13 protein-coding genes are annotated in these 12897 nt (G+C 54.0%); 9 read left to right on the top strand and 4 right to left on the bottom strand.

Annotated features, from left to right (window positions below):
* Positions 1 to 145: 145 nt before the first annotated feature.
* The gene (locus ASG55_RS07400; protein ID WP_056785032.1) at positions 146 to 1282 is read right to left on the bottom strand and encodes a nickel/cobalt efflux protein RcnA; all 1137 of its coding nucleotides are present in this window, start codon (positions 1280 to 1282) and stop codon (positions 146 to 148) included.
* A 7-nt stretch (positions 1283 to 1289) separates the two neighbouring features.
* Positions 1290 to 1589 carry a metal-sensing transcriptional repressor gene (locus ASG55_RS07395; protein WP_016774379.1) on the bottom strand — a complete coding sequence of 100 codons (300 nt, stop codon included), beginning with the start codon at positions 1587 to 1589 and terminating at the stop codon, positions 1290 to 1292.
* A gap of 513 nt (positions 1590 to 2102) precedes the next feature.
* Between ASG55_RS07395 and ASG55_RS07390 the strand changes: the two genes are divergently transcribed.
* Together ASG55_RS07390 and ASG55_RS07385 are read left to right on the top strand one after the other, a co-directional pair.
* A complete protein-coding gene (locus ASG55_RS07390) occupies positions 2103 to 2840 on the top strand; it encodes a HupE/UreJ family protein (protein ID WP_056785030.1) in 738 nt (245 codons plus the stop codon).
* Positions 2841 to 2852: 12 nt separating this feature from the next.
* Positions 2853 to 3518 carry a hypothetical protein gene (locus ASG55_RS07385; RefSeq protein ID WP_056785026.1) on the top strand — a complete coding sequence of 222 codons (666 nt, stop codon included), beginning with the start codon at positions 2853 to 2855 and terminating at the stop codon, positions 3516 to 3518.
* 70 nt (positions 3519 to 3588) lie between these two features.
* Here ASG55_RS07385 and ASG55_RS07380 read toward each other — a convergent pair whose 3' ends face one another.
* Positions 3589 to 4482: an AraC family transcriptional regulator gene (locus ASG55_RS07380; protein WP_082530265.1), complete on the bottom strand. Its 894-nt coding sequence runs from the start codon at positions 4480 to 4482 to the stop codon at positions 3589 to 3591.
* Positions 4483 to 4765: 283 nt separating this feature from the next.
* Here ASG55_RS07380 and ASG55_RS07375 point away from each other — a divergent pair, with 283 nt between their 5' ends.
* The 6 genes from ASG55_RS07375 to ASG55_RS07345 all read left to right on the top strand — a co-directional run bounded on the left by ASG55_RS07375 (position 4766) and on the right by ASG55_RS07345 (position 10225).
* Positions 4766 to 5278 carry a nuclear transport factor 2 family protein gene (locus ASG55_RS07375; RefSeq protein ID WP_056785021.1) on the top strand — a complete coding sequence of 171 codons (513 nt, stop codon included), beginning with the start codon at positions 4766 to 4768 and terminating at the stop codon, positions 5276 to 5278.
* Positions 5279 to 5452: 174 nt separating this feature from the next.
* Positions 5453 to 5854: a hypothetical protein gene (locus tag ASG55_RS07370; protein WP_056785018.1), complete on the top strand. Its 402-nt coding sequence runs from the start codon at positions 5453 to 5455 to the stop codon at positions 5852 to 5854.
* Positions 5855 to 6039: 185 nt separating this feature from the next.
* Positions 6040 to 6642: a hypothetical protein gene (locus tag ASG55_RS07365; protein WP_056785016.1), complete on the top strand. Its 603-nt coding sequence runs from the start codon at positions 6040 to 6042 to the stop codon at positions 6640 to 6642.
* Positions 6643 to 7125: 483 nt separating this feature from the next.
* Positions 7126 to 8754, top strand: coding sequence for a DUF6119 family protein (locus tag ASG55_RS07360; protein WP_056785013.1), 1629 nt, complete (start codon positions 7126 to 7128; stop codon positions 8752 to 8754).
* 119 nt (positions 8755 to 8873) lie between these two features.
* Positions 8874 to 9341, top strand: coding sequence for a hypothetical protein (locus ASG55_RS07355; protein WP_039593390.1), 468 nt, complete (start codon positions 8874 to 8876; stop codon positions 9339 to 9341).
* 503 nt (positions 9342 to 9844) lie between these two features.
* Positions 9845 to 10225 (top strand): hypothetical protein, encoded by a 381-nt coding sequence (locus tag ASG55_RS07345; RefSeq protein ID WP_056785005.1) that lies wholly within the window; start codon positions 9845 to 9847, stop codon positions 10223 to 10225.
* 517 nt (positions 10226 to 10742) lie between these two features.
* Here the strand turns inward: ASG55_RS07345 and ASG55_RS07340 are convergent.
* Positions 10743 to 11660, bottom strand: a complete 918-nt coding sequence (locus ASG55_RS07340; RefSeq protein ID WP_056785002.1) for a LysR family transcriptional regulator — start codon at positions 11658 to 11660, stop codon at positions 10743 to 10745.
* Positions 11661 to 11805: 145 nt separating this feature from the next.
* On the opposite strand from ASG55_RS07340, the gene ASG55_RS07335 reads away from it, so the two are divergent.
* Positions 11806 to 12852: an SDR family oxidoreductase gene (locus ASG55_RS07335; RefSeq protein WP_056784999.1), complete on the top strand. Its 1047-nt coding sequence runs from the start codon at positions 11806 to 11808 to the stop codon at positions 12850 to 12852.
* The last annotated feature ends 45 nt before the right edge of the window (positions 12853 to 12897 follow it).

Genomic DNA, 12897 nt, shown 5'->3' with positions numbered 1-12897 from the left:
CTCCGAGGATTCGATCAAAGGTCGATTGCTTACGATGGCTGGGTCACTGGGCGCGAACATAAGCCACACGGCGTCGTTTGTCGGGCTGGTTATGGTGGCAGGTGGCGGACTGAGTGCCGCAACGAAAAGCACCAACACTCCCGCCTTATGCGCTCAGGCCAATCCAGCCATGAAAGCCGACATACAGGCCAACGCCAATGATCAGCACGCTGGACAGGTAAGGAGCGCGGCGCGCTACGGTTCCCAGCCACGGCCAGCGATTGGAAGCCTGTCTGGCGCCAACGGCTGCTGCGGCACCGACAGTGACCAAAGTCAGCGCCAGGCCGATGCTGAAACACAGGACGAGCATGCCGCCGAGCGCGACCTCTTTGACTTGCAGGCACAGCAACAGGACAGTGATGGCAGCCGGACAGGGAATCAGGCCGCCAGTCAGCCCGAACATGACGATCTGACCCGTGGTCACTTCGCGGTTGGTGAAGCGCTTACGGATGTCGTTGGCATGAGCACGTTCGTGCGCATCCTGATAGCCATCAATCGACAGCTCCAGGCCTTCGAGTTCGGAATGCGCATGCCCGTGATCATGCTCCTGGAACGTCAGGTCGTAATCATGCGAATGCCCGGCATGTCCAAGGCTCAAGCGAGCGCTGAACTCGTGCGGTTCCGGAATATCCACCGTCGACTGCAGAAAACCCTCACGCTCGACGAACGCGAACGATTGGCTGCTGCCGTCCGGACGCGTCGTGGTCAGGCGAGCATCCGAGGCTGCCCAGGCGTGTCCGCTCAAGGTCTTCAGGCGCCAGTGCGGTGGCATGCCTTCCTCGAAGATCGACAGTTCAACACGGCCATGGCCGGTATCTATTCGGTGCGTTTCATCATGATGACCATGGTCGTGTTCGCCGTGATGGTGATCATCGCTTTGCTCGAACTTGAACATCTGCTCACCGCGCCAGGTACGCCACAGCATCCACAGGGCAATCGCGATGATCAGTGCAGAGGAAGCAAGCTGGAAATACGGCTCAGTGGTTTGAGCATCCAGGCCTTTGCCCAGGTACATGCCGCCGATGGCGACCAGCCACACCACGGCGGTGTGCGAAAGCGTTGCGGCCAACCCCAACAAAACAGCCTGTTTGACCGAGCCACGGATGGCCACGATGAAGGCCGCCATCATGGTTTTCGAATGACCTGGCTCCAGGCCATGCAAGGCACCGAGCAGAATCGCGCTCGGGAAATACAGCCAGGCGTGAGCCCCGCCTTGCTGCAACAGTTCAGCGAAATCGGGCATGTCAGACCTAAAGGTACTTGGTGATTTGTTTGAAGGCTTCCAGCGGTGCGCGCTCGCCATTGCCTAGCGCCGAAACGGTATCTTCGAGGCAGTGGTCGATGTGATCCTGGATGAGCGTGCGTTTGGCCTGGCAGATCGCTTTCTCTACCGCATGAAGCTGCTGGGCGATATCCACACACTGACGCCCTTCTTCGATCATGGTGATGATGCCGCGCAAATGCCCGTCCGCCCGTTTGAGGCGTTTGATGATCGCCTCATGGCTTTGGTGGGTGTGGGGATGGCTGTGGTCGTGTTCGTGTTCACTCATGAGTTGAGTCTCAGGGCTCGATGAATTACGCTGGCATCGTATCCCCCCAGGGGGGATTAGGCAAATCGCTTGAGCGCCCTGTCGACGAGTTGAAACCTTTAACGCCATGTACAGCAAAACACTGACAACGACGGCAGTAATCGCGCTTGCTCTCGCCATGTTCATGGCCTGGGCCGGGCATACCTATTCGTTGCCAGTCACCTCGGGGCAGCCAGCCTGGGAGATCGCTCAGGACGTCCACCATTCTCACGGCGAAGAGTCGTCATCCAGCCACTCAAGCTTTTCAGAACACTATCACTCGCCATTGACCCCTGATCATCAGCACGAAACGCCGCAACTCACAGCCGCGTTGATGTTGGCGACATCGCCGATGCCATCGATCCGGGTCGATGCACTTCGACACTCGGTTCCTCTGCCGCCGATATTTTTGATCGAGCGTCCACCTCGCCCTTCGTTCGCATCCTGACCACGGCCGCAATGCGGCCCACGATCATTGCAACGTAGGATTGCCCCATGCATTCGCACTCGATGAGCGGCACAGGCGTATTTACTGCGCCTTCGCACCGCCCGCTACTGCTGTTGTTTTTACTTGTCGCTGCACTTTTCCTCGGAACACCCGAGGCGATGGCTCACGCTGTTGCGGAAGGCGACAAAGGTTTCATCCAGGAAAGCTCAGGCGTCATGTTGCTGCCCTTCATCTATATGGGCGCCAAGCACATGATGACCGGCTACGACCACCTGCTGTTTCTGTTCGGGGTGATCTTCTTCCTCTACCGCCTGAAGGATGTTGGCCTTTACGTCACGCTGTTCGCCGTAGGCCACTCGGTCACGCTGCTGCTTGGCGTGCTGGCCGAGATCAGCATCAGCTCCTACATCATCGACGCCATTATCGGCTTTTCGGTGGTGTACAAAGCCCTCGATAACCTCGGCGCATTCCAGCGCTGGTTCGGTTACCAACCCAATACCAAAGTGGCCACGCTGATCTTCGGCTTGCTCCACGGTTTTGGTTTGGCGACCAAGATTCAGGAATACGAGATCTCACCAGACGGCCTGATTCCGAACCTGATCGCCTTCAACGTTGGTGTCGAGATCGGCCAATTGCTGGCCCTCAGCGCGATTCTCATTTTGATGGGGTATTGGCGGCGCACCGGCAGTTTCTGGCGCCACGCGTATACCGCCAACGTCGCCATGATGAGTGCCGGTTTCCTCTTGATGGGTTACCAGATCACCGGCCTGTTTGTCTCCGCCTAAGGAATTCCGACGATGTTCAATACTCCGCTTCCAACTGTTAATGAACTGCCCAGCACCCGCAAACTGCTGCGCTCGACCGTCATCGCGATACTGGTCGCCGCCGGCCTTTTGGTGACCGTTGTCATGCCGTCTGAATACGCCATTGATCCTACAGGTGTGGGCCGAACACTGGGGCTTACCCAGATGGGCGAGCTGAAACTCATCCTTGCTCAAGAAGCGTTGGCGGAAGCCGCTGCGCCTCAAGCAACCGCTCCAGCTCCGACTGCAACTTCTGCTCGAGCTCCGGTGCAGCAAGTTGCACAAGTCCAACCCATTGAGAAGCCTGTTACCAAGCCAGTAACCGCGCCCGCCCCGGCGCTGAGAACCAATCAGATGAGCGTAACGCTCAAACCTGGCGAAGGTACGGAAATCAAACTGGAAATGCTGAAGGGCAAGACTGTCAATTATGAATGGACGGCCACTGGCGGGCTTGTGAACTACGACACGCACGGCGAGCCCTACAACGGCGAAAAGGGTTACTTCCACAGCTACAACAAGGGCAAGCAGGTCGAAGGACATAAAGGCCAATTCACCGCGTTATTTGACGGCACCCATGGCTGGTTCTGGCGTAACCGCAGCAACAAGGACGTGACCATCTCGCTGAATACGAGCGGCGATTACCTGAGCGTCAAACAGTAGTCCGGAACACATGGAAAACGAGGCCGCAAATGCGGCCTCGTTTTTTTCTGCGCGAAGAAAAGTGCTGGATTCAAATCCCACAAATGTCCGTGCGCAGCCGCCAGGCGTCCTTCGCCGGCGGCATACCGAACAAGCGGGCGTAGTCCCGACTGAACTGCGAGGGGCTTTCGTATCCGACTGCATATCCCGCCTCTGCGGCGTCGACCGCTTCGGTGACCATCAGCCGGCGTGCTTCCTGTAGCCGCAACTGGTTGCGAAATTCCAGCGGGCTCATCGAGGTGATCGCCTTGAAATGCGTATGAAAAGAAGAACGGCTCATGCCGGCGATTTCGACGAGTTCATCTATCCGACACGCTTCGTTGTAGTGGCTGCGTAGCCAGGCAATAGCCTTGGCGATCTGGTTCAAGCGGCTGTCTGCTTGTGCCATCTGCCTGATGATGCTGTTGCCGTTTTCGGTTAGAAGGCGATAAAGCATTTCGCGAATCACCAGCGGAGCGAGCGCTTCGATATCCCGTGGCCTGTCGAGCAGCCCGGCCAGCCGAACCGCAGCATCCAGCAGTTCTGGAGTCGTATCGTTGAGCGTAATGCCTGCCGGCGGTGCACTGACGCTCTCTTCTCTTAGCGGATGGCGCAGCGCAAGTTCACTCAACACAGCGGTATCGAGATCCAGCGCCAGGCACAGATAGGGAACAGCCTCACTCGCCTCGATGACCGAGCCCATCACCGGAAGGTCTACCGATGCAATCAGGTACTTGGCCGGATCGTAAACATAGGCGGTAGTGCCCAGCATCGCTTGTTTACGTCCCTGAGCGACAAGGCAGAGTGTTGGCTCGTACACCACCGGCATAGGCATCGTGGGCGTAGCCGAGCGAATCAGGCTGACACCCGGAATCGCGGTGCTGTGGATGCCGTCATTCCGGGCGTGACGACCAACGATATCGACAAGCTTTGAAAGGGAATTCAAACACAACTCCATAACGCGGGGATGCGGCGGTTAAATATCTGGCCTATCGGATGATCAAGCAAGAAATCAGGACGATCCTGCAACAGCCCTCCTCCGCTCATAAGTCACACTTCAGATGAAGCCCAGAGAAACTGCCGTTCACTCCATGTCCGGCGTCGACGATTCTTTGCCAATGCCCCATATAGAACAACGGCACCGGAAAACGCAACTAGCGGCTTACATATAACAACAACGGCCCAGCCAACTCGACGGGGCTCATCGGATAGATCAAGGAGCACAGGAAATGACGCTTGTTCAACGCCTCTCTACAGCGCTAGCACTAGTCCTCACCGTTCTCATTGCAGGGCCGGCGCCCGCCGTGGCCAGCGAACCAACTACGGAACGCAATCGCCAATTCATTGCGCAAGCGTTCAACCAGTGGGCTCAAGGCGGCCGGACGTTCTTCACAGATGTGCTGTCTCCCGACGTGACCTGGACAATCAAGGGGACGAGCCCTTCAGCGGGTACTTACCGGGGCCGAGATGACTTCCTGAAACGCGCAGTCCAACCCTTCGCAAAACGGCTCGCCTCGCCCGTTCGCCCGACGGTGACGGATATCTGGGCTGAAGGCGATGACGTCGTTGTGCACTGGGACGGCACCGCCACCGCAGCCGACGGCGCGCCTTATCGCAACAGCTACGTATGGATCATGCGCATGCGAAATATGCAGGCAGTTGAAGTCGATGCCTTTCTCGATCTGGTGCCTTACGACGACGTTATCAGGCGAATTCCGCTTAAAGCGGGCGATGTTGAATAGATAAGCCTGCCAGGATCGGCTGAAGGATCTGTCTGTAGGAAACCGCGAGATATTACGTGTGGGCATGTCACCGGATGTGGGCTTTCGGCCAGAAGCGGACGATCAATTAGGAGTTGTTACTAAGAGCTGTCCGCCATTTAATGAGCGATCAAACATCAGGTTGATGAACCGAAAATGAGCAAACTGGGTTGCAAATGTGGCCATGTGATTACCGATCAGACCGACAGCTTGCCCTACAAGGCGAGCCTGCTTCGCGACGAGGTAGAAAATGAATTTTGGGATGAGGTGCACCGTGAACTCAAGCCTCTGGTCGAGTCGGCGGAGTCCGGAGACAAAGCTGCGATTGCCGATGCATTGGGCCAGTTTTCACCCTCGTTCAGCGCTGCTGACAAATTGCAAGAGCGGATATCCAGCCTCTACATTCAACGAAGGTCGACTGCCTACGAGTGCCAGATCTGTGGACGCCTTTGGGTGCAAAAACAAGACAGTGAAAAATTTGTTTCCTATGTCCCAGAAGAAGGCACATATGGCGCGATACTGGCAACGGCATCAGGTGAATCTGAAAATCTGGATTAGGTGTGCGCGATTGGTCGGAAGCGAAGAGTGCAATCGGCAGCAACCGGCCATTAGCCGACGTTCAGTGCGGCCTACTTCCGATAGATTTGAGCATCAGCGCATATCCTCTGCTCTGTTTCGAATGGAATTTGTCACATGGAGGCGTGCTATACAGCAAGCATCACCAAGAACGGAGAATCAACGAAATGAAACCGCCAGCATTCAAAGTCAATGCTTTGGGCGTAATGGTGGCCATCTCCGAACTTGGGGTGTCGGTTATCGCTCAGCAGAAAATTGGAACATTCGCAGTCGCATTCGGGCTTTTCGAGGCCCACCTAGAGCCAGCGGTTTGGGCACTAAAACGTGAAAGAGTAAAGGGGGTTAGGCCTTCGACTGATGGGCCACCTGCTTCTCAGTTAGTCACGATTGTAGGAAATGGCAGGGAGGACCTGAGCCCCGGTGCGAACGAAGTTCTGGCACGCGCTGCCGAAGCAGCTCACAAGTTGATGCACTATCGCCACTCTCTGCTCCACGGCTACTTAGTGCCTCTCGGGGAAACAGCATTTTTTATGCGGAATCCTCGGTGGAACGGTGAGGAGAGGAAGCGACCGTTCGGTGATGCTTCAATCGAGGATTACATTCTTGATATGGCAGCAGACGTCGCATGGGTACTGGTACGGATCATCGCCGTACTGCGAAAGATAAACGACGATGCAGAGACAGAGACGAAGCTCGAGTCCTTTGCTTCAGAACTCACTAGGATCAAACCATACCTGGGAGAGGTTGCACGTACTTATCGCACTACCTGAGCGTTATAGTTCCTGCGATGTCGTATGAAAAGGCGACACTTTCGTAGACTCCTTCGATTGATCGATTTTGGCCGGTTGCAGCCCTTCACGAGAGACAGCAATCGGCCAGAAGCAGATATTTGCGATTTCTTTCATGGGCCCCAGCATCGTCATCGTGGTCAGCGACCATGCCGAACTGCATCGTCTCTGGTTCTTTCAACACAAAATTCAATTCCACCACGTTGACGAGGCTCCGCTGAATTTAACGGATAAAGGCACGCGGCCAGCTTCAGTTTTGTCAGTTCCATATCCGGCACTTCCGCATAGCGTCTCGCTGGTAGAGGTGTCGCAGTGGGCGCGACGGCTCGGAGTAAGTGGTGTACTGAAAACTTCTAAACCACTGATTTTATTTAACAATATCCTTGCAAAAAATAAGGTGTTGCAGTCCATGCTAGCAAATGGCAATTTCTCATTCGGATCCGGCCATCTCCGAATGGAAACGACATGTCAAACACTTATAATATTTATAAAATTAAGCATCATAAGATTAAAGAACTAAAAGAAAAGCTTAAGTCCGTAGGGCTAGTTGAGCAAAAGACCCTTCAGGCTTTCAATTACTCTAATACTTTTTATTTCTCAGAAAATATTAAAGGGAATGATGTTTGGTGGTGGGAAACCTATAAAGAGTTTTTTAACGATAATATAAAGGAACCAAAAAATACTTTTAATTTTGGCGTTCTGCTGTGCCAAAACCTAGAGAACGAAGAGAAAGTTTATGCTGTGAGCTTAGGAAAGTCCCACTTTTATCTCTCCAAATTTATTCACCTCGATTTTGGGATCGATCTTGCGATTCATGTTGCAGATGAGAGCTCAATATTGCTGAAAAAAAGCCGCTACTTCACGGGCACAAAAAGACAAGACGTGTCTTCCTATCAACATTTTCAGAAAGATAGCTATGAGGCAGGCGAATCGGTCGACCACTTAAAGCTCAAGGCAGCTAACAAGGAAATATGGGGTGAGCGCAATATAATTTTTGCCGATTCCATTCAGATGGATATGGATAAACAACCTTTGGAGTTGTCCGCAATTTTCCAGCTGATTGATGAAAGTTTCTGCGGTGAAAAGATTATACATTTACCTAAGCTTGAATCAGTCGGAGCCGAGGCAACAAGTGAGCTTGACGAGCTACTGCTCGAACACCTCAACAATGCAAGCGGTGAAGTTCTAATTGAAGAGTTTCAGGTACATGGCATAGCCATTTGCTTTAGCTTTCATGATTACGATTATGAAATCAAGGCGAAGGGAGAAAATAGTAACTATCGCAAGGCTTTGGGTAATAGTATTGACGTTCAGTCTATCTCGGACTTCTTGGGAGAACATCCCGATATTACTGACATTAACAACGTTACTGTTCAATTCAAAAACGAAGATTCAGGACGTTTTACGCGATCCCTGAAGGAAATTCTTGACTGCCCAATCGAATACGAAGAGCAACAATATTTCCTAAAAAATGGAGAATGGTTTCTCTTTAATCAAACGTTCATGGAGTACCTGAGGCGCTCTTTAGGTAGTATTGAGATCAAGCTGGAAGAGCCATTGGTTGAATCCGCATTCATTGCTTGGCAAAAAGAGAAAAGGGAAAATGCGAAACCGGACGATGACAAAGTTGACTACCGAGAGGCGTATTTTAATCAGAAAATATGCGTCGAACGAGGTTGTCTGCTTTTAGATCGGGTCCTGACAGATATTAAATCACTCGAACAAAAAAGACGTAACTATCAGGTGGAAGTTGCCGACATCTATAAAGATGGAGAAATTATATCGGTAAAAATCTCAAAGAAGAAACCAGAACTAATTTACAATATCGAGCAGTCCAGAGATGCCATCACGCTGATAAAAAACAAAACAATAAAATTTGATGAAAAACTAAATAGCGCCGGGCTATGGTTTGTATTTGAAGATGATGTTAAAAAAATCACCGACGTCAACTCCATTCAGTTCCTTTTGGCTGTGGAGTCTTGGCACAAATTAGTCAAGAGTCATGGGCTCATCCCCAAGATCTATATATCCAAACACGAAAGAGATGTTGACAAAGAAGGAAAGAAAAAACGGAGGCCTCAACAATTAACTTGAATGTATTGCAGTTGAATTAAATTCTTAGACTCTAACCGTGAAGGCGTTTTTGTTTTGCTCGGCACTTTGCTCGAGTCGTTCCACTGGCTTGGATGAGAGAAACATTGAGGAAAGGAAGCATGGAAACCGATGAGGTCTATGAGATCCTAAGAGACGCGAAAGTTCTAGCTAAGCGCTATTACCATCTTACTAAAAAGCCTCTAGGTGTTACTGGAGAGGTCGCAGAGTATGAGGCTGCTCGGATTCTCGATCTCAAATTGGAGTTTGCCAGGCAAGCCGGCTATGACGCTACGGAGGTTAAGGACGGATCGACTATCAAAATTCAAATCAAAGGTCGGTATTTTTCCAATTCTCGGATGCGAGGGGGGCGGGTTGGATCGATCGATTTGAAGCAGTCCTTTGATACCGTTCTCCTAGTGCTACTTGATGCTGATTACGACGCGTTCCAAATTTTTGAGGCGGCTAGGCCTGCGGTTGTGGCGTTACTGACTAGGCCTGGATCAAAAGCTAGGAACGAGCGTGGATCGGTAGGTATCAGCCAATTCAAAGCAATCAGCACACTACGCTGGGAGCGGACAGGAAAATAGGAAAACTTCTTATGGCACGAAACATATCATTTGCGCTACTCGGATCTATCGCTCTTGCTTTCACTGAGCCGTCATTGGCTGAGTCAGGCGTCGTAGTTTTCTACAAATCCGGCTGTGACTACTACATCGTCTCGACGAATCAAGGTTTTTCTCTTTTGGAATGGTACGGAGGGGATGACCCTATGGAGGGCGATACGCTTACCGGGAACATGATGGCGTACGGCATGCAGTCGTTTGTGAACCAAAGAACAGAAAATGAAACTCAGGCATGGGTAGACGATTTCTTGCTTAATCAATACACCGTGCTGCAGTCGTACCAAGAGCAATGTCGCTAGGCAAAATTCCAGTCATGAGGGAAAAGACTGAAAGAGTGGGGATGGTTTTTTTGGAAATGAATCTGTCCCATTTTTAATTTTTTCAGCCAACTGGATGCCATGAAGCTATGCTTTTAGGCATCCGCGCTCAGGCGTTGTTTAATTAACTTTAGTGCATCAGGGAAGTTCATGGACATCATTACGACGATAAGCACATCGATAACGTTAGCCAAACGGCTACGGGAGATCTCCAAGAATATCGACGACGCCGAGTTCAAAAACTTGCTTGCAGACCTATCTAGTGAACTCGCCGACCTCAAACTAGAGGCCGCTGCTCTTAAGGAACGTATTGCAGAGCTACAGGAAGAGAACGCGCTGTTAAAGCAGACGTCTTCGCCTGCTGATGAAAAGCCTGTAGGTAGAAAATGGGGATGCTATCAATTCGAGGGGGATAGTGTCCTCTACTGTCCGGCATGTTGGGACTCCAAGCGTAAGAAGTCGTCAACCACTCGCGTGAACACTCGGTTTCGCCACTGTCCTGTTTGCAACGCGCCTATTGGTGCAGGCTAAGTACTCATCTACGGGTTAGGCTCTGTGCAAGTCACCTTCTCTAAATTCGAAGCAGCTTGTCGGCAGTTAAATGAAGCAATAAGCTTATTTTTTGCCAATCATGATCCATTGGCAGTGCGAACACTGGCAGCTGCCTCTCATGGCTTCAGCATTCCCTGGCATGGATAAGCTGGCACGAGAGGAACGTCTCAATGCCGGCCTGAATTTCTTGGCGTCAGCCATCACTAAAGACGGCGACAGTTCTATCAGAAAGAAAAAGCCTCTGGCCTAGAAACTTATCCTCCTGGCAAGAATGCCAAGCCTAATCGGTAGGGCAATCTAAGGCCCCAGCTCCGCTGTGGGGTATTTCGCCACGCTGCACCGGTGTTTGTGTGGTCACTCACTGATTTTCGATGCTCACTTTGATGCCTGCTTGGCCGGAAGGTGCCGCTCTCAAGCGTCCGCTACTGGCCGATTGCTGCCAGTCGCCATGGGCGCTCTGCTGCCAGGCCATGTATTCGCCTCACGAAACCGCGCTTCAAACACCTGCACTCTCCGCAATCTCCCCTTCCCCCCGCAAAAAATCCACAAACGCCCTCAGCGGCGAAGGCATGTGGCGGCGGCCGTGGTAATACAGAAACGGGCCGTCGAAGGCCTGCCACCAGTCCTCGAGAATCGGCACCAGTCGACCATCGGAGAGTGGCTCGCGTAGAAAGTCCTCGAAGGTATAGACGATGCCCAGTCCGTTGATGGCAGAGCGAATTTTCAGATCGTGCGACGACGTCAGCAGTTGCCCCTGAGGCGGGATACGCACGATACGGCCGTCTCGATGGAACTCGAACACGCCGACTTTGCCACTCTCGAAGCGATGGCCAAGCAGGTCATGGCTCGGCAGTTCTTCGGGGTGAGTGGGTGTCCCACGTTCAGCCAGATAGCCCGGGGCGGCGGCTGCAACGAAGCGTTGGCGACGCGGGCCGATGGGCACGGCGATCATGTCCTTGGCCAGGCTCTCTTCATAGCGCACGCCGGCGTCATACCCGCCAGCATTGACGTCGACAAAGGTGTTGTCCATGACGACTTCGACACTGACCCCTGGATAAAGGCGCAGAAAACGCGTCAGCAGGTCGGGCAACAGAAAGCGTGCCACCGGCACTGGCACATTGAGTTTGAGCGTGCCGACCGGGCGCTGAGCGTCGTCGTCGAGATCGTTGAAAGCGGCGTCGATTTCCTGCAAGGCCGGGCGCAGGCGCTCGAGTAATCGCTCGCCGGCGGCCGTCGGCGTGACGCTGCGCGTGGTTCGATTGAGCAGGCGCACGCCCAGGTCGCTTTCCAGCCGGCGCATGCAGTCGCTCAACGACGAGGCGGACAGCCCGCGCTTTTGCGCGGCAGCACGAAATCCTCCGGCCTCGACCACCGCAGCAAATATCGACACATCGGTAAGGTTTGGTTTACGCATGGACGCTTCCTCCGCAAGCGACTGACTGTACGCCATAGCGTACGGGCCATCCACCAATGCCCGACTTATCCTCGCGCACTCGTACACCGATACTGCTCACTCGCCCCGCCAAACGGGAACCTGTCACGCGAATGAGAATCCCCCGATGAGCCATTCACCCGCTACGCCGAGCAATACTGCGACCCAACGCCTCCTCAAGGCCGCCCGAACGCTGTTCGCCATTTCCGCGATGGCCGGCACACTGGCTGCGCAGGCGACTCCCCGAACGGAGCCGAAGCCGGACTGGTCAACCCACGACATGCCCAGCCAGAAAGGCCGCATCGTGCTGGTGACCGGGGGAACCAGCGGCATGGGCTATGAAGACGCGCTGGCGCTGACGCGCGCCGGTGCCGAGGTGATCATCGCCGCACGCAACGCCGAGCGCGGCCGCGAAGCGATCACGAAGATCAAGCAAGCCGTGCCCGAGGCGCGCGTGCAATTCGAAACGCTGGACCTTGCCAATCTGCAATCGGTGCGCGACCTCGCCAACCGTCTGCAAGGGCGCCTGCCGAGGCTCGACGTGCTGATCAACAATGCCGCGATCATGTCGCCGCCTGTTCGAGGCGTTTCCGCCGATGGCTACGAGATGCAGCTGGCGACCAATTACCTGGGGCATTTCGCCTTGACCGGTCTGCTGATGCCTCTGCTACGCAAAAGCGACGATGGTCGGGTGGTCAGCCTGTCGAGCATCGCCGCCGGGCGCGCAAGCCTGAACTTCGATGACCTGCAGGCTGAGCGCAGTTACGACCCTTTCGCCAGCTACAGCCAATCGAAACTGGCGGTTCTGAAGTGGAGTATTGAGCTGCAGCAGCGCAGCGATGCCGCCGGTTGGGGGATACGCAGCATCGCCGCTCACCCCGGCGTTGCCGTGACCGAACTGATCGCGCGTGGGCCTGGCCTGGACAGTCAATTCGGCAAACAATGGGCGGTAGAGCGGGACATGTATCATTCCGCAGCGCAGGGCGCGCTGCCCACCTTATATGCGGCGACGGCGCTGGAGGCGGTTGGCGGCGCCTACTACGGCCCTACCGGTGATAACGAAAAGCGCGGGCCGCTGGGCTTCGCCAAGATGCCGCCGGCCGCTGCCGATCGCTCGAATTCGGCCACACTGTGGCAACTCTCCGAGCGACTGACCGGCGTCACCTACCGCTGAGCCCGCTGGCACGGGGAGGCTCCGTGCCATTGCCCCGCCACTCCC

This window comes from Pseudomonas sp. Leaf434 (genome assembly GCF_001425545.1).
In the GTDB taxonomy this organism is placed as follows: Bacteria; Pseudomonadota; Gammaproteobacteria; order Pseudomonadales; family Pseudomonadaceae; genus Aquipseudomonas; species Aquipseudomonas siliginis.
This window is presented reverse-complemented; position numbering and strand designations above follow the sequence as displayed.

Bases quoted from the DNA above. Each gene is read 5' to 3' on its own strand.
- ASG55_RS07395 (WP_016774379.1), bottom strand. From the start codon at position 1,589: ATGAGTGAACACGAACACGACCACAGCCATCCCCACACCCACCAAAGC.
- ASG55_RS07360 (WP_056785013.1), top strand. From the start codon at position 7,126: ATGTCAAACACTTATAATATTTATAAAATTAAGCATCATAAGATTAAA.
- ASG55_RS07375 (WP_056785021.1), top strand. From the start codon at position 4,766: ATGACGCTTGTTCAACGCCTCTCTACAGCGCTAGCACTAGTCCTCACC.
- ASG55_RS07340 (WP_056785002.1), bottom strand. From the start codon at position 11,660: ATGCGTAAACCAAACCTTACCGATGTGTCGATATTTGCTGCGGTGGTC.
- ASG55_RS07355 (WP_039593390.1), top strand. From the start codon at position 8,874: ATGGAAACCGATGAGGTCTATGAGATCCTAAGAGACGCGAAAGTTCTA.
- ASG55_RS07335 (WP_056784999.1), top strand. From the start codon at position 11,806: ATGAGCCATTCACCCGCTACGCCGAGCAATACTGCGACCCAACGCCTC.
- ASG55_RS07345 (WP_056785005.1), top strand. From the start codon at position 9,845: ATGGACATCATTACGACGATAAGCACATCGATAACGTTAGCCAAACGG.
- ASG55_RS07370 (WP_056785018.1), top strand. From the start codon at position 5,453: ATGAGCAAACTGGGTTGCAAATGTGGCCATGTGATTACCGATCAGACC.
- ASG55_RS07400 (WP_056785032.1), bottom strand. From the start codon at position 1,282: ATGCCCGATTTCGCTGAACTGTTGCAGCAAGGCGGGGCTCACGCCTGG.
- ASG55_RS07390 (WP_056785030.1), top strand. From the start codon at position 2,103: ATGCATTCGCACTCGATGAGCGGCACAGGCGTATTTACTGCGCCTTCG.
- ASG55_RS07385 (WP_056785026.1), top strand. From the start codon at position 2,853: ATGTTCAATACTCCGCTTCCAACTGTTAATGAACTGCCCAGCACCCGC.
- ASG55_RS07365 (WP_056785016.1), top strand. From the start codon at position 6,040: ATGAAACCGCCAGCATTCAAAGTCAATGCTTTGGGCGTAATGGTGGCC.